25 protein-coding genes and 1 tRNA gene are annotated in these 18,687 nt (G+C 57.7%); 13 read left to right on the plus strand and 13 right to left on the minus strand.

Annotation, left to right across the window (positions count from 1 at the left end):
- The first annotated feature begins 90 nt into the window (after positions 1–90).
- Positions 91–654 (plus strand): GNAT family N-acetyltransferase, encoded by a 564-nt coding sequence (locus tag GOV88_RS02850; RefSeq protein WP_171239483.1) that lies wholly within the window; start codon positions 91–93, stop codon positions 652–654.
- A gap of 7 nt (positions 655–661) precedes the next feature.
- On the opposite strand, the gene GOV88_RS02855 is transcribed toward GOV88_RS02850, so the two are convergent.
- The 5 genes from GOV88_RS02855 to nthA all read right to left on the minus strand — a co-directional run bounded on the left by GOV88_RS02855 (position 662) and on the right by nthA (position 3,948).
- Positions 662–904, minus strand: a complete 243-nt coding sequence (locus GOV88_RS02855; protein WP_171121034.1) for a DUF2842 domain-containing protein — start codon at positions 902–904, stop codon at positions 662–664.
- On the minus strand, positions 904–2,199 hold the full coding sequence (locus GOV88_RS02860) for an adenylosuccinate synthase (RefSeq protein ID WP_171122790.1): 1,296 nt from the start codon (positions 2,197–2,199) through the stop codon (positions 904–906). Before GOV88_RS02860 ends, GOV88_RS02855 begins: the two co-directional genes overlap by 1 nt.
- Before the next feature lie 128 nt (positions 2,200–2,327).
- Entirely contained in the window at positions 2,328–2,663 is a 336-nt protein-coding gene (locus GOV88_RS02865) for a nitrile hydratase accessory protein (protein ID WP_171239484.1), read from the minus strand.
- Positions 2,660–3,337, minus strand: coding sequence for a nitrile hydratase subunit beta (gene nthB / locus GOV88_RS02870; protein WP_171239485.1), 678 nt, complete (start codon positions 3,335–3,337; stop codon positions 2,660–2,662). Before nthB ends, GOV88_RS02865 begins: the two co-directional genes overlap by 4 nt.
- On the minus strand, positions 3,334–3,948 hold the full coding sequence (nthA, locus tag GOV88_RS02875; RefSeq protein WP_171239573.1) for a nitrile hydratase subunit alpha: 615 nt from the start codon (positions 3,946–3,948) through the stop codon (positions 3,334–3,336). Before nthA ends, nthB begins: the two co-directional genes overlap by 4 nt.
- 150 nt (positions 3,949–4,098) lie before the next feature.
- On the opposite strand from nthA, the gene secG reads away from it, so the two are divergent.
- From secG to GOV88_RS02925, 10 genes are all read left to right on the plus strand, one after another.
- Positions 4,099–4,464 carry a preprotein translocase subunit SecG gene (secG, locus tag GOV88_RS02880; protein WP_171121693.1) on the plus strand — a complete coding sequence of 122 codons (366 nt, stop codon included), beginning with the start codon at positions 4,099–4,101 and terminating at the stop codon, positions 4,462–4,464.
- Between the two features lie 160 nt (positions 4,465–4,624).
- Complete coding sequence (locus GOV88_RS02885; protein ID WP_171122785.1) at positions 4,625–6,268, plus strand: CTP synthase; 1,644 nt, start codon at positions 4,625–4,627, stop codon at positions 6,266–6,268.
- A gap of 103 nt (positions 6,269–6,371) precedes the next feature.
- Entirely contained in the window at positions 6,372–7,139 is a 768-nt protein-coding gene (locus GOV88_RS02890; RefSeq protein WP_171239486.1) for an isocitrate lyase/phosphoenolpyruvate mutase family protein, read from the plus strand.
- A gap of 112 nt (positions 7,140–7,251) precedes the next feature.
- Positions 7,252–7,701, plus strand: coding sequence for a TerB family tellurite resistance protein (locus GOV88_RS02895; RefSeq protein WP_171121692.1), 450 nt, complete (start codon positions 7,252–7,254; stop codon positions 7,699–7,701).
- A 20-nt stretch (positions 7,702–7,721) separates the two neighbouring features.
- On the plus strand, positions 7,722–8,159 hold the full coding sequence (locus GOV88_RS02900) for a TerB family tellurite resistance protein (RefSeq protein ID WP_171121021.1): 438 nt from the start codon (positions 7,722–7,724) through the stop codon (positions 8,157–8,159).
- Complete coding sequence (locus tag GOV88_RS02905) at positions 8,156–8,908, plus strand: PhnD/SsuA/transferrin family substrate-binding protein (RefSeq protein WP_171239487.1); 753 nt, start codon at positions 8,156–8,158, stop codon at positions 8,906–8,908. Before GOV88_RS02900 ends, GOV88_RS02905 begins: the two co-directional genes overlap by 4 nt.
- 125 nt (positions 8,909–9,033) lie before the next feature.
- Complete coding sequence (locus tag GOV88_RS02910) at positions 9,034–9,810, plus strand: ATP-binding cassette domain-containing protein (protein ID WP_171239488.1); 777 nt, start codon at positions 9,034–9,036, stop codon at positions 9,808–9,810.
- 32 nt (positions 9,811–9,842) lie between these two features.
- Positions 9,843–10,556 (plus strand): transporter substrate-binding domain-containing protein, encoded by a 714-nt coding sequence (locus tag GOV88_RS02915; RefSeq protein WP_171122777.1) that lies wholly within the window; start codon positions 9,843–9,845, stop codon positions 10,554–10,556.
- 72 nt (positions 10,557–10,628) lie between these two features.
- Positions 10,629–11,516: an ABC transporter permease subunit gene (locus tag GOV88_RS02920; protein ID WP_171121691.1), complete on the plus strand. Its 888-nt coding sequence runs from the start codon at positions 10,629–10,631 to the stop codon at positions 11,514–11,516.
- Positions 11,513–12,319 carry an ABC transporter permease gene (locus GOV88_RS02925; RefSeq protein ID WP_171122775.1) on the plus strand — a complete coding sequence of 269 codons (807 nt, stop codon included), beginning with the start codon at positions 11,513–11,515 and terminating at the stop codon, positions 12,317–12,319. The genes GOV88_RS02920 and GOV88_RS02925 overlap by 4 nt, the downstream gene beginning before the upstream one ends.
- Positions 12,320–12,399: 80 nt before the next feature.
- On the opposite strand, the gene GOV88_RS02930 is transcribed toward GOV88_RS02925, so the two are convergent.
- A tRNA-His gene (locus tag GOV88_RS02930) sits at positions 12,400–12,476 on the minus strand.
- Positions 12,477–12,523: 47 nt separating this feature from the next.
- On the minus strand, positions 12,524–13,006 hold the full coding sequence (locus GOV88_RS02935) for a GNAT family N-acetyltransferase (RefSeq protein ID WP_171239489.1): 483 nt from the start codon (positions 13,004–13,006) through the stop codon (positions 12,524–12,526).
- A gap of 77 nt (positions 13,007–13,083) precedes the next feature.
- Between GOV88_RS02935 and GOV88_RS02940 the strand changes: the two genes are divergently transcribed.
- Complete coding sequence (locus GOV88_RS02940) at positions 13,084–13,272, plus strand: DUF6324 family protein (RefSeq protein WP_171121008.1); 189 nt, start codon at positions 13,084–13,086, stop codon at positions 13,270–13,272.
- Between the two features lie 4 nt (positions 13,273–13,276).
- Here the strand turns inward: GOV88_RS02940 and GOV88_RS02945 are convergent, their stop codons facing one another.
- From GOV88_RS02945 to GOV88_RS02970, 6 genes are all read right to left on the minus strand, one after another.
- Entirely contained in the window at positions 13,277–13,708 is a 432-nt protein-coding gene (locus tag GOV88_RS02945; protein ID WP_171239490.1) for an MmcB family DNA repair protein, read from the minus strand.
- Positions 13,709–13,967: 259 nt separating this feature from the next.
- Entirely contained in the window at positions 13,968–14,273 is a 306-nt protein-coding gene (locus GOV88_RS02950) for a hypothetical protein (RefSeq protein ID WP_171239491.1), read from the minus strand.
- 59 nt (positions 14,274–14,332) lie between these two features.
- On the minus strand, positions 14,333–14,815 hold the full coding sequence (gene nusB / locus GOV88_RS02955) for a transcription antitermination factor NusB (RefSeq protein WP_171121002.1): 483 nt from the start codon (positions 14,813–14,815) through the stop codon (positions 14,333–14,335).
- On the minus strand, positions 14,812–15,363 hold the full coding sequence (locus tag GOV88_RS02960) for a 6,7-dimethyl-8-ribityllumazine synthase (protein ID WP_171121000.1): 552 nt from the start codon (positions 15,361–15,363) through the stop codon (positions 14,812–14,814). The genes nusB and GOV88_RS02960 overlap by 4 nt, the downstream gene beginning before the upstream one ends.
- Positions 15,364–15,365: 2 nt before the next feature.
- Entirely contained in the window at positions 15,366–16,487 is a 1,122-nt protein-coding gene (gene ribB / locus GOV88_RS02965; RefSeq protein WP_171122764.1) for a 3,4-dihydroxy-2-butanone-4-phosphate synthase, read from the minus strand.
- Positions 16,488–16,589: 102 nt separating this feature from the next.
- Positions 16,590–17,177, minus strand: coding sequence for a riboflavin synthase (locus GOV88_RS02970; protein WP_171239492.1), 588 nt, complete (start codon positions 17,175–17,177; stop codon positions 16,590–16,592).
- A gap of 140 nt (positions 17,178–17,317) precedes the next feature.
- On the opposite strand from GOV88_RS02970, the gene GOV88_RS02975 reads away from it, so the two are divergent.
- Positions 17,318–18,664, plus strand: a complete 1,347-nt coding sequence (locus GOV88_RS02975; protein WP_171239493.1) for a capsule biosynthesis protein — start codon at positions 17,318–17,320, stop codon at positions 18,662–18,664.
- Positions 18,665–18,687: the final 23 nt, after the last annotated feature.

Raw genomic sequence — 18,687 nt, forward strand, 5'->3', positions numbered from 1 at the left:
CGAAACGTCCTTTTTGCTGCACTGCAGAATAATGGTAACCTGTCGCCATCTAATTTGATGCCCACAATTCATTAAAACAGGAGTCGTGCCATGTATGAACTCCCAATACGGCGCCTTCGAATATACGACAAACCGAAAATAGTAAGCCATTACAGAAACTTAAACGAAGACACGCTGACCTCTCGGTTTGGCGTCCCTGTCAGACCGGAATTCGTGCAAAACTATCTGGATGGAATATTTGACAATGCCGCGCTTGTTTTCGGGGCCTTTCCAGATTCCTGCCTGCGAGGTGTTGGAGAGCTTCGGACTGTACCCGATAGCCAGAATTTCGTGGCAGAAGTTGCGATGACAGTCGAAGCATCCTGGCAAGACCGCGGTATCGGCGACGCCCTACTCTCTCGGATCATTGCAGCCGCGCGAAACCGAGGCATTCGGGAGGTTCATATGCTGTGCCTGGCGACGAACCAGAAAATGCGCCGTCTGGCGGCAAAACACAAAGCTGAATTGAAGCTTGTCACCGGACAGGTCGAGGCCACACTGACCACACCATGGCCAAGCCCGTTCAGCCTCGCCGAAGAAATTTCGGGCGAGTATCACGCCTTAGCGCGCGCAATCCTGACTTGGCCATTACCCGAGCACGGAAACAGGCAGTAAAGACCGCCTATTCCGATGGCTGATCCGGATCTTCTTTGCCGACGCCCTTAAACACGAACTTAAATGGCAAAGCCCACAAGACGCCAAGCACGACATAGACCAGCAGTTCCAACCAGATCGGCGGTCGGTCGAGCCAATTCACAATTGTCACCACCGCCACGATATAGGCCGGCAGACCAACCAGGAGCAACACCATCGACCAACGACGGCGTGCCTTATAGCTGAGTCCTGGTTTCTGATCTGTGCCCATCAATCTGCAAACGGGTCAGTCACCAGAATGGTGTCGTCCCGCTCCGGGCTTGTCGACAACAGGGCAACCGGGCATTCGATCAGTTCTTCGACCCGGCGCACATATTTGATGGCGTTGGCAGGCAGGTCTGCCCAACTGCGGGCGCCCTCGGTGGATTCGCTCCAACCCGGCATTTCTTCATAGATCGGTTTACAGCGGGCCTGCTGATCTGCGGCGGTCGGCAAGTAATCCAGTCGCTCGCCGTCCAGATCATAACCCACGCAGATTTTCAGCGTCTCAAACCCGTCAAGCACATCCAGCTTGGTCAGCGAGATGCCGTTCACACCGCTGGTGGCACAGGTCTGCCGAACAAGGCAGGCATCGAACCACCCGCAGCGGCGTTTGCGTCCCGTCACCGTTCCAAATTCATGACCCCGAGTGCCCAGACGGTGGCCGTCCTCGTCATCCAACTCGGTCGGGAAAGGTCCCTCACCGACGCGGGTGGTATAGGCTTTGACGATACCCAGAACAAAATCCACAGACCCCGGCCCAATGCCTACGCCCGTTGCGGCCTGCCCTGCGATCACGTTCGAAGACGTCACGAAAGGATAGGTGCCAAAATCAATATCCAGCAGCGCCCCCTGCGCCCCTTCAAACAGAATGCGTTTCCCTGCCTTGCGCTTTTCATTCAGCACTTTCCAGACCGGAGCAGCAAAAGGTAGGATTTCCGAGGCGATCTTTTTCAACTGAGCGATCAGCGCGTCACGATCCACTGCTTCGATCCCCAGACCTTTGCGCAACGGATCATGGTGTTGCAGCGCCCGATCAACCCGTGCCTCAAGCGTTGCCTCATCAGCCAGATCAGCAACGCGCACCGAGCGGCGCCCCACCTTATCCTCATAAGCCGGGCCAATGCCGCGCCCTGTGGTACCGATCTTGGTACCCTTGCTTGCCGCTTCTTCCCGCGCTCGGTCCAGCTCACCATGGATGGGCAAGATCAAAGGCGTGTTTTCGGCAATCATCAGCGTTTCCGGGGTGATCTCGACCCCCTGTTTGCGGATCGAGGCGATTTCGTTCACCAAGTGCCAAGGATCCAGAACAACACCGTTGCCGATCACGCTCAGCTTGCCACCACGTACCACACCTGAAGGCAGCGCGTTCAGCTTGTAAACTTCACCATCGATGACCAGCGTGTGCCCGGCATTATGCCCACCCTGAAAACGCGCGATGACATCTGCCCGCTCACTGAGCCAGTCGACGATCTTGCCTTTTCCTTCGTCACCCCACTGGGCGCCGACAACAACCACATTGGCCATATCCGGTCCTTTTGCGCTGAGATATCAAACTCGGCTCGTATAACGAGGAGAAAGCGGCAGGGAAACCGGTAATTCGCCGCAGACCATAACCGCGCTGCGCGCGATGCCTCCGGCGGGGGCAGAGCCCCCTAGTCGGCACTCAATTCAACAGGGCTGCCATGGGGTGTGGTCAAATACGCTTTTTCCCATGCCGCTGATACATCGTCGATATCGCCGGCACTGGTTTCACCACTATCCGCCAGAAGCGTTTCCAGTGTCTCAAGCCAAGCGCGAAAATAATCCTCGCCGCCATCGAGTTCCTTCTTCAACCCGTGACGCTTCAACGTAGCAGAAAATCGTGTCGCCCATTCCGGCCAATCGAATCGCCCCGCTTCGTTCAGCGCAACTGTCACGGCAAAGACTTGAGCGTGCCATGGTTCGGCAAATACCGGCTCGGGAGCTGTATGCGCGATGCAATCGGTCATGATGGCTCCAGATAACTTTGCCAGAGGTCTAGTACGACCTCGTCCTTGGGATTTTCGGGCGCTGCCCAAAGTTCCGATGCGGCGAAAACCACTGCATAAAGCGGCTCGGGCGATTCTCCGAGGCCGTGCGCGTTTGAGTCCGGTAAGACATGGCTGCCGTGAACACGCAGAACCCGCCCCTCGGCTCCAGCGGCGTAGGCTGGCAATCGTGTGTGACCGCCATCCACCAACCGATTGGAAGCAGGGTGAACTGTCCGAACGTTCTGGCCGATTTCATATTGCACGGGCACGTTGGACGGTCGATCCGCGGGACCACCTTTGGATAGCGCGGCACTAACGGCTTCAGCTTTGAGCGTCCTTGATGCCAGAGGATGCGGCCCCTCTTGTTCCGCCCCTCTCAAGTCGGCCAATGTCAGAACACCTTGCTCGACCAACAAGTCAGCCAAGGCAGATATCCATTTTTCGTAATAGGAAAACCGCGTGTAATCCTTCGGCGATAAGCGCTCACGCGCATGGCGCGAAATGTCGATGTTCCACTGGCCTAGAAAGCCTGCTGCCAGAGTTACAGCCAATGCGCGACCATGCCACTCCTGGGGAAAAACCGGCGCGTCTACGGCATCGGGGACTACCGGGCCATCGCCAAACCGCCCACCCATGTCGTGAACCCGTGTCATGAGGGCACCTTGGGCAAACCGGTTCCAATCATGCTGTCGCGTGTCACCAGGGCGGCCAGAGCGTCTTCGTCAAGCGATACAGAGCGCTTGGGCCGCATTGGTAGAACCAGATAGCGGATCTCGGCGGTCGAGTCCCAAACCCGAACGGCAGTTTCGAATGGCAGCGTCACGCCGAACTCGGTCAGTACTTTACGCGGTTCCCGAACGGCACGCGCGCGATATGCGTCGGACTTGTACCACCCCGGGGGGATACCGAGCAGCGGCCACGGGTAACAACTGCACAAGGTGCAAACTACCATATTATGTTGGGCAGGCGTATTCTCGACCACTACAATGTGTTCGCCCTGCCGCCCATAAAATCCAAGATCAGCAACAACCGGGGTCGCATCCTCAAGCAAAGCGCGTTTGAATTCCGGGTCCGTCCACGCCTTTGCGACGACACGTGCACCATTCTGAGGGCCTATCTTGTTTTGGTAGGTGTCGATAATCTCATCCAAAGCCGCGGGGTCAACCAGCCCCTTGCGAGTCAGAATCGTCTCGAGCGCCTTGACGCGCAAGGCAGGTTCGGGTGGCAAAAGGGCGTGCGGGTGGTCGTGATCATCATGGGGCATGGCCGCAGGTTGTGCCACGATCCGCCGATCTGTCCAGTCCCTTTGCCGTGATAAGACACATCATTGATCCTGATGGAAACTCGTGACTTGCCCCCGGAACCAAACTTGCATAAGTACCACGCGATACACGCCACGCTGTACAGGACCACCATGGAAAACGTCGTTCTCATCATCCATCTTCTTCTGGCTCTGGGCCTGATCGCCGTCGTCCTGATGCAGCGGTCCGAAGGCGGTGGTCTTGGCATGGGTGGCGGCGGTGGCGGCGCCGTTAGTGGCCGCGCGGCTGCAACTGCGTTGGGCAAGGTCACATGGATTCTGGCGGCGTGCTTTATCGTCACGTCGATCACGCTGACGATTCTGGCGGCTCAGAAATCCTCGGGCAGCTCGGTTATCGACCGGTTGGGCGTTCCCGCCCCGGCTGCGACTGAAGAAAGCGCACCGGCGGTTCCGTCGGCGGACGATCTTCTGCCTCCGGTACAGGGCGACAACGCGCCGCTGATCCCGCAGGCCGACTGATCCACAAAACCTAGAAACCTGACAGAGAACTGAAACAGCATCTTGCGGTTCTCTTGCGCTTTGGGCGCGAATCCTTTATGTATGGAGTCCCGTGATGCAACGGTTTTTCGGAACCGTCGGGCAGCTGATTTTGACGTCTCACGGGAGCTAGCCGAACAACATGGCGCGTTTTATTTTCATCACCGGTGGTGTGGTTTCGTCCTTGGGCAAAGGGTTGGCCTCGGCAGCTTTGGGTGCCTTGTTGCAGGCACGCGGATACTCGGTCCGGCTGCGCAAGCTGGACCCCTATCTGAACGTCGACCCCGGCACTATGTCTCCGTTTGAACATGGTGAGGTGTTCGTCACCGATGACGGGGCCGAAACCGATCTGGACCTTGGCCACTATGAGCGTTTCACCGGAGTCGCCGCGCGCAAGACCGACTCGGTCAGCTCGGGGCGGATCTATTCGAATGTGCTCGAGAAAGAGCGCCGCGGCGACTATCTGGGTAAGACCATTCAGGTGATCCCGCACGTCACCAACGAAATCAAAGATTTCATTGCCATTGGCGAGGATGAGGTTGATTTCATGCTGTGTGAGATCGGCGGCACCGTCGGCGATATCGAGGGCCTGCCCTTTTTCGAAGCCATCCGTCAGTTTAGCCAGGACAAGCCGCGCGGCCAGTGCCTGTTCATGCACCTGACGCTGCTGCCCTACATCAAGGCCTCGGGCGAGTTGAAAACCAAGCCAACCCAGCATTCGGTCAAAGAGCTGCGCTCGATCGGTCTGGCCCCTGACATTCTGGTTTGCCGGTCGGAAGGTCCTATCCCAAAGAAAGAACGTGAAAAGCTGGCCCTGTTCTGCAACGTGCGCCCTGACAGCGTGATCGCGGCGCAGGACCTTAGCACGATCTACGACGCGCCGCTGGCCTATCACAAGGAAGGTCTGGATCAGGCAGTTCTGGACGCGTTCCAGATCAGCCCTGCCCCGAAACCCGATCTGGCCAAATGGGAAGATGTCAGCGACCGCATCCACAACGCCGAAGGCGAGGTAAAGGTTGCCATCGTCGGTAAATACACCCAACTGGAAGACGCCTATAAGTCGATTGCCGAGGCGCTGACTCATGGTGGCATGGCCAACCGCGTCAAGGTCAAGGTCGAGTGGGTTGACGCCGAGGTGTTCGATACAGAAGACGCCGCGCCCCATCTGGAAGGATTCCACGCCATCCTTGTCCCCGGCGGCTTTGGCGAGCGCGGCACGGAAGGCAAGATCAAAGCCGCGCAATACGCGCGCGAGCACAAGGTTCCCTATCTGGGTATCTGTCTTGGCATGCAGATGGCGGTTATCGAAGCAGCCCGGAACGCGGCTGGCATCAAAGAGGCGGGTTCCGAAGAGTTCGACCACGAAGCCGGCAAAAAGCGTTTTGAACCTGTGGTCTATCACCTGAAGGAATGGGTTCAGGGCAACCACAAGGTCGAACGCAAAGTCGGCGACGACAAAGGCGGCACCATGCGTCTGGGCGCATATGATGCGGTTCTGGCCGATGGCTCGAAAGTGGCCGAGGTCTACGGCGGCACCAACATCGAAGAACGCCACCGCCACCGCTATGAGGTCGATATCAAATACCGCGAGCAATTGGAAAAGGCCGGGCTCAAATTCTCGGGCATGTCTCCTGACGGACGTCTGCCGGAAATCGTCGAATGGTCGGACCATCCGTGGTTCATCGGTGTTCAGTATCACCCTGAACTAAAGTCGAAGCCGTTCGACCCGCATCCGTTGTTCCGCGAGTTTGTGCGCGCGGCCAAGGATACCTCTCGTCTGGTCTGACCTTCACAGGATCACTGCCTTGTGACAGCCGATGCGAAAAATTCTGTACGCATCGGCTGTTTGCGCCTTTAACTGTCGTCACAACAACGACAGGAGACCGGCCATGACAGATCAGATCACACGCGCAGAAACCTTTGCCGCCCTGCACAAGAAGGGCGACCCGGTTATTCTGTACAATATCTGGGACGCTGGCAGCGCCGGTGCCCTGCGTGATGCCGGGGCCAAAGCGATTGCCACGGGTAGCGCCCCGGTCGCGATGGCGCAAGGGTACGGGGATGGTGAGAACATTCCCATGGAGGCCGCGCTGGACAATGCCCGTCGCATTGTGTCGGCCGTCAATCTTCCTGTGACACTGGATTTCGAAGGGGCTTACGCATCGGACGTGCTTGGCGTGGCCGCAAATGTCGAACGTGCCTTGGAAACCGGGGTGATCGGTTTCAACTTCGAGGATCAGATCGTCGGCACGAAAGAGTTGTATGACATCGAGACTCAGGAAGCGCGGGTACGGGCAATGCGCGAGGGCTGTGATGCCGCCGGGATTCCCGCCTTTATCAACGCGCGCACAGATATTTTCCTCAAGGCCAGGCCCGATACACATAGCGATGACATGTTGGACGATGCAATCGCACGCGCCAAAGCCTATGCCGAAGCAGGGGCCAGCGGCTTTTTTGCGCCGGGACTGAAGGATGAGGTGCTTATCGCGCGGTTATGCGAATCGACCGAATTGCCTGTAAACATCATCGCCCTGCCCGGAACACCGGACACTGCAACATTGGCATCACTGGGCGTGGCGCGCATCAGCTATGGCCCCGTGCCCTACAAACAGATGTTGGGATGGCTGCAAGAACAGGCGACAAAGGCTCTGAACTAAACTTCAGGGCCTTATGGCCCGCTGAAACCCACAAAGCGGGATTTTGACGATTCCAGTCCATGACATGTAGTCCGTGCTTGGCGGGCTACAAAATATGGAATATTCTAAATTTATGTTGAAGAAGTTCTTTCAGGCGTTTCGCCCGCCACAGCATACGAATCTGCCCGACCCGGACGCCGAATTGGCGTTGGGTGCGTTGATGGTGCGCGTGGCGCAGGCGGATCGCGACTATAAGCTGGAAGAAATCAGCCTGATTGATCGGATACTTGCCCGTCTGTACCAGCACAACGCGATTGAGGCCGCCAAGGTCCGCGCCACTTGCGAAAAACTGCACGCGGCGGCCCCCGAGACTGACACGTTCGGCAAACTGATCCGCGAAACCACAGACCTGCACGAGAGACTGGCCGCCCTAGACGCCCTGTGGGAGGTCGTTCTGGCCGACGGCAATTCCGACGAAGGCGAGATGAAGATCGTCGAGGAAGCCCGTATTGCGATGGGCCTCAGCTTCAACGACAGCCAAGCTGCACGCGGCCGCGTGCAAAGGCGCTTGGAAGAAACCTAGTCGGCCTCTATATCTTTCGCATGTTCAGTGAATTCCTGTCCCGGCTTACTCAGCCTCAGCCCGACCCGCTTGCCGATGACGATGCGCGATTGGCATTGACCGCCCTATTGGTCCGCATTGCTCGGTCAGACAACGACTATGCCGACAGCGAGATGGCGCGGATCGACCGTATTTCCGCCGAACGCTATGGCCTGTCCCCGTTCGAAGCGGCCGCCCTGCGCGCTCGCGCCGAAGATCTTGAGGCCGAAGCCCCGGACACCGTCCGCTTTACCCGCGCGATCAAGGAAGCCGTCCAATATGAAGATCGGCTTGCCGTGGTTCAGGCAATGTGGTCGGTTGCGCTGGCCGATGGGCACCGCACGGGAGAGGAAGATTCCCTTTTGCGACTGGTGGTCAGCTTGTTGGGGGTCAGCGATGTCGACTCGGCCTTGGCGCGGCAAAAGGCAGCCAAAGCGTGATCGCTGCGTTGGGCATGTATGACATGCCCGCTGTTCGATCCGCGAATGATCGTTTCTGGCTTTTGATTCGTGAAAACCTTGGCTTCGGCCCCGCCAGCCTGACACGGGACGAAGATGCATGGAGCATATGGCAGAGTCCCGACCTTCTGTTTGCCCAGACGTGCGGGATGCCCTACCGAACCCGATTGCACGGCAATGTGCAACTGGTTGGAACACCGGATTACGGGCTGCCGGGATGTCCACCGGGGCATTATCGTTCGGTCTTTGTTGCCCGGCAGGATGACCCCCGTGGGTTGAAAGAGCTTGCAGGCGGGACATTTGCCTATAACGAGGCGCTTTCGCAGTCCGGCTGGGCCGCTTCTATGGTTCACCTTGCCAAAGACGCCCAGTTTCCGTCTGAATTGCTTATGACTGGCGGTCACGCGTATTCAGCCCAAGCGGTTGCGGATGGTCGCGCCGACTATGCCTGTCTGGATGCCGTCACTTGGGCGTTGTTGAAGAAACACTCAGACTTGGGAACAGCGTTGCGCCCTGTTGAAGAAACATCCCCGACACCCGCCCTTCCCTTCATCACGGCCATCGGGCAAGACGCAGCCGCCATCGCACGGGCAACTCAAAAGGCGATAACCGAATTGTCTGATCAGGACGCAGAACTGCTGCTTCTGCGGGACCTTATCTACATCCCGGCGGATGACTATCTGGCTGTTCCCAATCCACCGCAAGCGGTTGCCGACTTGCTCAATCCCTGACCGATTTGGCCAGAACGTCTGGTCATTTTGACAGTTTCTGAGCGGTAACGCATCATTTGCGCATTGCATTGCTCAAAAATTTAAGCCCTAGTACCGCACCAACACCAATAACACTCAGGGCTCCCGTGACAGATTCCACTCCGGTCATCGAGATCAAAAACCTACACAAGAGTTTCGGCAATCTAGAAGTGCTGAAAGGGGTGGATATTACGGCCAGACGCGGTGATGTGGTGTCTTTGATCGGGTCGTCCGGGTCTGGTAAATCCACGCTTCTACGCTGTTGCAACCTGCTGGAAGACAGTCAGCAGGGGGAAATTCTGTTCAAGGGCGAACCCGTCCGTTGGGCAGGCCAAGGTCAACACCGTCGTCCCGCCGACGCAAAACAGGTTCTGCGTATCCGCACCAACCTGTCGATGGTGTTTCAGCAATTCAACCTGTGGGCCCACATGACAATCCTGCAAAACGTCATGGAAGCCCCGGTCACCGTGTTGGGCCGTGACAAGACCGAAGTTGAGGACAGCGCGCGGAAATATCTGGAAAAAGTCGGTATCGGCGACAAGTGCGACGTATATCCGGCGCAACTTTCAGGCGGTCAGCAACAACGTGCCGCGATTGCGCGCGGACTGTGCATGGAGCCCGAGGCGCTGCTGTTTGACGAACCGACCTCGGCGCTGGACCCTGAGTTGGAGCAGGAAGTCATCAAGGTTATCAAGGATCTGGCCGCTGAAGGCCGCACCATGATCATCGTGACCCATGACATGAAAATGGCGGCCGATATCTCAAGCCACGTGGTGTTCCTGCATCAAGGGCTGATCGAGGAAGAGGGCCTTCCGGAAGACATCTTCACCACCCCTGAATCCGCACGGCTTCAGGGCTTTCTATCCGCCACCAAGGCGGCATAAACTCAGGACAGAACTAAACTGGGGAGTTACCAATGAAAAACCTGATTCTGACCACAGCAGCGCTGGCGCTTGGCGCGGGCATGGCCATGGCGGACACGATCCGTCTGGGCACTGAAGGTGCTTATGCACCGTGGAACTTCGTAAACGACGCGGGCGAGATCGACGGGTTCGAGCGCGAACTGGGCGACGAGCTGTGCAAGCGCGCCAGCCTGGATTGCGAATGGGTCAAGAACGACTGGGATTCGATCATCCCGAACCTGGTCTCGGGCAACTATGATGCCATCATCGCCGGCATGTCGATCACCGATGAGCGGGACGAAGTCATCGACTTCACCCAGAACTACACCCCGCCAGATCCGTCGGCTTATGTTGCCATGTCCGATGGTGTTGATCTGGAAGGCGGCGTCGTGGCGGCCCAAACAGGCACCATTCAGGCTGGCTACATTGCAGATTCCGGCGCAACTCTGGTGGAGTTTGCAAGCCCCGAAGAAACCATCGCAGCCGTCCGCAATGGCGAAGCTGATGCGGTTTTAGCTGACAAATCCTTCCTGGTGCCCTTCACCGAAGACGGCTCGGGCATGGTCTTTGTCGGTGACGAAGTCCCGCTGGGCGGTGGCGTCGGCATGGGCATCCGCGAGTCCGACGGTGAGCTGAAAGAGAAGTTCAACGCCGCCATCCAGTCCATGAAGGACGATGGCAGCCTGAACGAGCTGATCACCAAGTGGGAAGTGTCCTCGACCTTCTAAATTGCTAATTGCGGCGCGCCTGACAACCGGGCGCGCCGCATTCTGAGCCTTTGCCAGTCAAAGAGGCCCGCCATTTTCTCGTTCTGCACTGATCCCGAAACGCTCGGCACTGTCCGTTGGTTCTCTTGCTATTTGACCAACGGCGTTCATTGGCTGTTTTACCTGTCCTTCTTCAAGGTTTTGCTGCTGCTGGCCATTACCGCGCCCGTAGCCTTGGGATTCGGCTTTCTGGGGGCTATGGCTGCCCGGTCGCATATCCTGCCGCTAACGTGGTTGGGAAAGGGATATATCGCGATCGTGCGCGGCGTGCCGGACATCGCATTTTTCATGTTTTTCGTAATCGCGCTGGATCAGGCGTTTGAATGGACGCGGCACAAGATACTGTGTCCTGAATGGACGGACCCAATCCGGCAGGGCAATGATTTTATCGTCTGTCAGTCGGCGAAATTGCCGCTGGGCACAGCCCCCGAATGGGTGCACGAAACCTATGGCTTCTTTCTGGCCGTGATCACCTTTTCCATCGTGTTCGGAGCTTTCGCCGCCAACGTCCTGTTTGGCGGGATGCGCGCGGTTCCCCATGCGCAATTGGAAACGGCGGCGGCTTATGGGATGACACACAGCCAGACCTTCTGGCGTATCCTTGTGCCCCAGATGTGGGTGTATGCCCTGCCCGGCCTGTCGAACCTATGGATGGTGCTGATCAAAGCTACGCCGTTGTTGTTCCTGCTGGGTATCGAAGACATCGTTTATTGGGCGCGCGAACTGGGCGCGTTCAAGAACCCGAAATTCACGCAATACCCGCATGGCGACTGGCGCATGTGGTATTTCCTTGCCCTGCTGGTGTTCTACCTGGGCATGACCCGAGTTTCTGAAATTGGTCTCGAACGGCTGATGCGCCGCCTGTCCCACGGTCAGGCCACATCAGGCGGAGAGCTGTTGCGCAAGGAGACCACCGCATGAGCTGTATCCAGACCATTCAGGACTATGGCCTGCGCTCAATCGGTATTGGCGAGCGGGCCATTCCCAAGGCTGATTTCACCCTGTGCGAACAATTCACCCTGATCGGTTCAGGCATGATCTGGAACATCTATTTCGGAATCATGGCGCTGGTCACGGGGTTCTTTCTGGCCACGGCACTGGCACTGGGCAAAGCGTCAACAAATGTATGGCTGCGTAAACCGTCGGAATGGTTCATCTTTCTGTTCCGGGGCTCGCCGCTGTTCATCCAGTTCTTCTTTGCCTATTTCTTCTTCTTGTCTCTCAAGCAGAGCTTTCCGCTCCTTGATGCGCTGACCTCGGCCTGGCTGGGCGCGCTAATCGTGCTGTTCTTCAACACGGCCGCCTATTCGGGCGAGATCTTTTACGGCGCGCTGCGTTCAATTCCCAAGGGCGATATCGAGGCTGCAGACGCCTATGGCATGACAGGTTGGTCCCGCTTCCGTCGCATCATCTGGCCCACGATGCTGCGACTGGCGTGGCCCGCCTATACGAACGAAGCAATCTTTCTGTTCCACGCCACCACACTGGTCTTCTTCTCGGCGTTTCCGGTCTGGCAGCAACGAGGCGATGCGCTGTATTACGCAGGGTATTTTGCAGACAAGACCTTCAACCCCTTCATTCCCTACCCAATTCTGGCCTTCTACTTCATCCTGCTGACACTCGTGGTCATCTGGGCGTTCGGGCTGGTCAACAAGCGCCTGAACCGGCACCTGCCTGCCGCCAAGCGCAGCAAAATGAAGCTGAGGCTGAACCTGGCGCGCTGATTTTCGGCGCGCTACTTCATTTTCAATGCATGAATGAACGGCCTAGCCTGCCGTGCCACCAATCTCTGATCAGGGAGAAGTGGTACCGCCTCCCTGGCTTGAACAGGGGACCTCTGGATCCACAATCCAGCGCTCTAACCAACTGAGCTAAGGCGGCACTCGTGAGGGGCGATTTACCGAACGCGCCCGGGGAATGCAAGAGGATTAAAGCCGAATTTTCCAGCTTTGTTCGACAAGATCGACACCGAAGGAATGGACCGGTTTGCTGCCAGTCAAATGCCAGCCTGTCGCCTTGTAAAGCGCGCAGGCGGCGCGGTGACTTTCGTGCGTCCACAATGACATCTGAGCGAACCCGACAGCGCGCGCGTGGTCCATACATGTGTACAACAGGCGTTTGCCCAGCCCCATTCCCCGCGCCTCTGGTACAAGAAAAAACAGGCGCAGCTTTGCGGTGCTATCGTCCAGTCTGACGCAGAAAATACTGCCTAAACGCTGACCTTCTTGTTCGGCAATCCAGCCTCGCTCAAACTCAGGGTCATGGGTCGCTACGAAATCCTCAAGAATCCGCTGAACCAGCGGTGCGAAGGTTTCGTCGAATCCTTCATCACGCTCGTAGAGGGTCCCGTGCTGTTCAACCAGCCACGGCACATCCGAAGCGCAAAAGGGTCTTATCTTTGCATTGTTCATAATGCATCTGACCGCATCAGCGTCTTGATTCTCAAGCCTTTGCGCGATAGCACGAATGCTCATCTCCGGAGGCGAATATGGGCATCAACACCGAACGTGACATTCAGGCCAACCTGCAAATCGGCCCGACCGATCAGGGCATGGTGCGCCTGTTCATCGAAGCCGACGGTCTGGAAGTCCCGATGGATTTTGACCCCGAAGAAGCCGAGGAGATTGCGGATGAAATCCGAGCCGCCGCGCAAGCCGCACGTGAGGTAAAAGGCTGATTTTTCAAAACCTTGGATCGCGAAGCGCGTGCAGTCTACGTGCCGCGTCCGTTGCAAACTTTTGTATCATTTTCTTGCGCCTTGCCGGCGCCAGCTTGTCTTCGGGCGCCATGCGCACAATCTCGGCATCATAGGCGTCAGCGATAATAAGGCCGGTTTCCTGTGGCAGCAGGTCTGTTGGAAAATCAGTATCCACGGCCCAGAAAAACCGATCACACCATTCAAGATAGCCCTGCCATTTGGCATCCGACTGATAATCCGCGCGGCTGGACTTGCACTCAACCACCCAAAGCTCACCCTTGGGGCCCAGCCCCATGACATCCACACGCAACCCGCGCACGGGCACAAACTCTTCAACAGAAACAAATCCATGCGCGCTGAGATGGCGCGCGACACCGCGTGCAAGCTTCTGTCCAGGCTGCAAGTCCAATACCATCCGGGGAATGTGAACAATTAGAGAACAAAAATCAACCCGCCTACCCTTGCTTATCCAGTCAGCAACACCTAGTTAGACCCTTGGCGGGTTCTGCCCTTCTTGTGATTGGTAGCATTCTGGTGGCCTTAAGCAATTCCGAGGGGGCTGGCTCTGTTCAGGTCCTGGCCTGATTACCTGGCGCCCACCTGTACATACAGGTCCTCGGGAATCACACCGCACGGTTGACTGGCGGTCCCGCCACATTTTTTTCAAGCTTAGCTTATTTCCCCGCAGGGGCGTCCCGACGAACGACAGCAGGCTCAAAACTGTGCACAACCGGCGAGCCACGGCGCGGGCCACCGGGCTTTTCAGCCATGCTCATGATCTTGTAAGCGAATTGCACACCGGCAAAAACGATGCCGTTCATGAACCAGATCATCAACAGCGCGACCAGACCGATATCTGATCCGGTGATGAGGCTGCGCAGGTTGGCCACGTTAAACGCCAGCAAGACACCGACAAACACTGCCGAGATCGCGAAACCCCAGGCAACCTGAGTAATATACAGACGGATCAGTTTGGGCATTGCGGGCCTCCTTGCGCTCCGACGTTCAGCCTAGCGCATATGGGCCCTGCGTAAAGGCGTCAGAACGCCTCGGGCTGGGCCTCGCGCGCCATGTGGTCCAGAACTGCGTTGACGAACTTCGGCTCTTTCCCTTCGGGGAAAAACGCCCGTGCCACGTCGACGAATTCAGTGATGACCACCTTGGGCGGCGTGTCGCTTTGGGTCAGCTCGGCGCCTGCGGCGCGGAACGCAGCGCGCAGGGTCGGGTCGATGCGCGCGATAGGCCATTTGGCAACCAGCGCGCGGTCTGTCATCTGGTCGATCGGTGCCTGATAGTTCACGGCGTCTTCGACCAATTTGCGGAACAGGCGGATATCGCCGTCCAGCATTTCCTCACCCTCATAGACGGCACCAAACCGGTGATCCAGAAACTCGTTGACAACCTGTTCGGTGGTCTGACCCGACTGCTCCATCTGGAACAGCGCCTGCACGGCATACAACCGGGCGGCGGATTTCATCAGGCGTTTCTGGTTGGCCGGTTTCGGCGCGTCTGTCTGGGTCATGCTGTCGTGGGTCCGTTGCTGTCGCCCGCCACAAGGATGGACTCGGACGGCGGCTTGAAGCCCACGCCCTTTTTGGAAGAGCCCCACTTACGGCTGAGCGCGATCAGATGCAAGGCCGCAGCGGCTGCTCCGCCGCCTTTATTCATCTTTTCTGGGTTCGCACGGACCTCGGCCTGTTCGTCATTCTCGACGGTCAGGATGCCGTTGCCGATCAGCAGACCCTGAAGGCCCATCAACTGAATGGCACGACTGGAGTCATTGCATACCGTTTCGTAATGCGTGGTCTCGCCGCGAATGACGCAACCAAGCGCGACATAGCCGTCATAGTTACACTGACGGTCTGCCATGGCGATGGTGGTCGGGATTTCCAGCGCGCCGGGAACCTCGACCACGTCACAGGTACCACCTGCTGCCTCAATCTCGGCCTTGGCACCGGCGACCATATTGTCAGCGATAGCGCGATAAAACGGGGCCACCACCAGCAGCAGCTTCACCGGTTTGTCGAAGGTCGGGGTCGGCAGGACGCCGTGTTTATCTTGTTCAGCCACGATCAGTCTTCCTTGAGGATGGAGCGGGTGCCGACGATGGACAGGCCAAACGCGTCGAGCCCCAGATATACGGTTTCGGGCGAGTCAGTCAGCAGCACCAGTTCCTGAATGCCCATCTTGGACAGGATTTGCGCGCCCAGACCGGTTTGCTTGATGGTGCGCGGGCCTTCGTCCTCGGCGGCATAAAGCGAATTGCGCGGCTGGCGGAACAGGCAGACCACGCCGCGGCCTTCTTCGGCTATCTTCTCCATCGCGCGCGGCAATTCGCGCGAGGATTTGGGTCCAAGGCCCAGAATGTCGGGCGCTTCATGCAAAGCGTGAGTACGGGTCAGAACCGGCTCGGGTGTAGTCACGTCACCTTTGACCATGACGACGTGTTCGATGCCGTGGGTTTGATCAGTGAAAATCCGCATCTCCCATTCGCCACCATATTCCGAGGTGACGGTTTCCCGCGAGGTCTCGACCACCAAATTGTCATTGCGCGAGCGGTAAGTGATCAGATCGCTGATCGTGCCGATTTTCATGTCGTGGGTTTTGGCGAACTCCACCAGATCGGGCAGCCGCGCCATGGTGCCATCGGGTTTCATGATCTCGCAGATTACGCCCGAGGGATTCAGCCCGGCCAGGCGCGAGATATCCACTGCGGCCTCGGTATGGCCTGCGCGCACCAGCACCCCACCCCGCTTGGCGCGCAGCGGGAAGACATGGCCGGGGGTGGCGATGGCCGCCATAGTGTTCTGTTCGTTGATCGCGGTCGCCACGGTCAGCGCGCGGTCAGCGGCGGAAATCCCGGTCGACACACCTTCGCGCGCCTCGATCGATACGGTGAACGCTGTTTCATGACGCGACGAGTTGTTGACCGCCATCATCGGCAGACCCAATGCGTCCACACGTTCGGCGGTCATCGGCAGGCAGATCAATCCGCGCCCATGGGTGGCCATGAAGTTGATCGCCTCGGCATCCGCGAACTCGGCGGCGATAACCAGATCGCCCTCGTTCTCGCGGTCTTCGTGGTCGACCAGAATATACATCCGGCCTTTGCGCGCCTCTTCGATGATCTCTTCGATCGGGCTGATCGCGTCGCGCAATTGCGCCTCGACGGGTCCGGGGGTTTCAAAGCTCATTGGGCAGCCTTTCGCTGAGCAAGTTTGCACGGGTGGATAGACCACCACGCGCGCAAAGGCCAGTCTGCAAACGCCCCGAACCGGCCAGAACGCGGCGTCTGGTCAGGACATTTCGGCCAGACGCGCGACATAGCGGGCCAGCGTGTCAATCTCGAGGTTCACTTTGTCACCGACAGAGACGCCGCCCCAAGTTGTCACCTCCTTGGTGTGCGGGATGAAGTTGATGCCGAAATCGCAACCTGCCACGTCATTGACTGTCAGGGACGTTCCATTCAGAGCGACCGAGCCCTTGGGCGCAATGAAACGCGCCAAGTCCTTGGGCGCACGCAGAGTTACACGGGTACTGTCGCCCTCGTCTTCCACCGCGACAACTTCGGCCACACCGTCGACATGACCGGATACAATGTGCCCGCCCAGTTCATCCCCGACTTTCAGAGCACGCTCCAAGTTTACACGCTTGCCAACCTGCCAACTATCCAAGTTGGTTTTCGACACGGTTTCAGCGCTGATCTGGACATCGTACCAATCATCACCCAACGCGATTACAGTCAGACAAACACCGTCGCTGGCAATCGAGGCGCCGATATCAATGCCGGCTGTATCATAGGCCGTTTTAATCCGCGCCCGCAGATCGCCCTGCTGGTCCAACTCGGTAACAGTGCCAACATCTGAAACGATCCCGGTAAACATTGCTTTAACCCTCAGCTTCTAACCTGTGACCAGTTTTCCAAGCCGAGGTAAGCGTAACCGACTGTAGGGGCAAGCCCCGCCTTGCCGTGATAGACACAAATAGGCATAATTTCCGCACCAAAATGAAACGAGCAGTACCAATGCCACCACTCAATTCCGGCGCCGATGGCCGCGTGTTCCTGTTCCTACAGGGGCCACATGGGCCGTTCTTCAGCGCTCTGGGTCGCGCGCTGCGCGGAACCGGGGCCAAAGTCTGGCGCGTGGGTTTCAATGCCGGGGATGAGGTGTTCTGGTTCGACCGGAGCAGCTTCGTTCCCTTCCCCGACCCTGCCGACACATGGCCTGAGTGGTTTTGCAATTTCGTCGAAACCCTGAGCGTCACCGATATCGTGTTGTACGGAGACACCCGGCCCGTCCACGCCCAAGCGGTCGAAATCGCGCGCACCCGCGGCATCACCGTGCATGTGTTCGAAGAAGGGTATCTTCGCCCATGGTGGACCACTTATGAGCGCTCGGGTTCCAACGGCAATTCGCGTCTGATGACACTGAATGTCAGGCAGATGGAGCGGGCGCTGGATCGCTCTGACGCGCCGAAGCCGCCCCCTCCGTCGCATTGGGGTGATATGCGGCAGCACATTTTCTATGGCGCGCTCTACCATTGGTTCCTTTTGTTTCTGAACCATCGTTACAGCAACTTCCGACGGCACCGAGAGCTGCCGGTCTCAAAAGAATTCCGCTTGTACTTTAAACGGTTGATGCTAATGCCGTTTCACAGGGTTCAGCGGCGATGGGCCACGGCGCGAGCACGCAGAAGTGGATTGCCGTATCATCTGGTCCTGCTTCAGTTGGGGCATGACAGTTCGGTTCAGACTCATTCGGATTACACATGCATGTCCGACTTTCTCGAACATGCAATCCAAGGTTTTGCTGAAGGCGCACCCCGGCATCACCAGCTTGTCGTAAAAGAGCATCCGCTGGAAAACCATCGCGAACCCTTGCGACGCAAAACCCGCTTTTTTGCCAAGAAATACGGGATCGCGGATCGGGTCCATTATGTTCCGGGCGGAAAATTGGCGAAACTGCTGGATGATGCGAATTCCGCAGTTACGATCAACTCGACAGCAGGTCAGCAAGTTTTGTGGCGTGGCATCCCTATTCGCACCTTCGGCACATCGGTCTATGACAAACCGGATTTCGTGTCAGAACAGCCTATTGCAGAGTTCTTTGCGCGCCCTGATCCGCCCGACCACGACGCCTATCAGGTATATCGGGACTTTCTTTTGAAAACCTGCCAGGTGCCGGGCGGATTCTATTCCAGACACGGTCGACGCCAGTTGCTGCGCCGCGTCGCGGACATGATGCTCAGCCCGCACGATCCTTACCATTCGGTCCTTGATGTGACAGAGACTCAGACGCCACAGTTAAGAATAGTGGAAGGAAACGAACAGGTTGATGCTGGAAGTTGCGAGAAGAAACAGATAGCGTAACGCAAACAAAAAAGACTGAGGAT

The organism is Ruegeria sp. HKCCA5491, from assembly GCF_013034565.1.
In the GTDB taxonomy this organism is placed as follows: domain Bacteria; phylum Pseudomonadota; class Alphaproteobacteria; order Rhodobacterales; family Rhodobacteraceae; genus Ruegeria.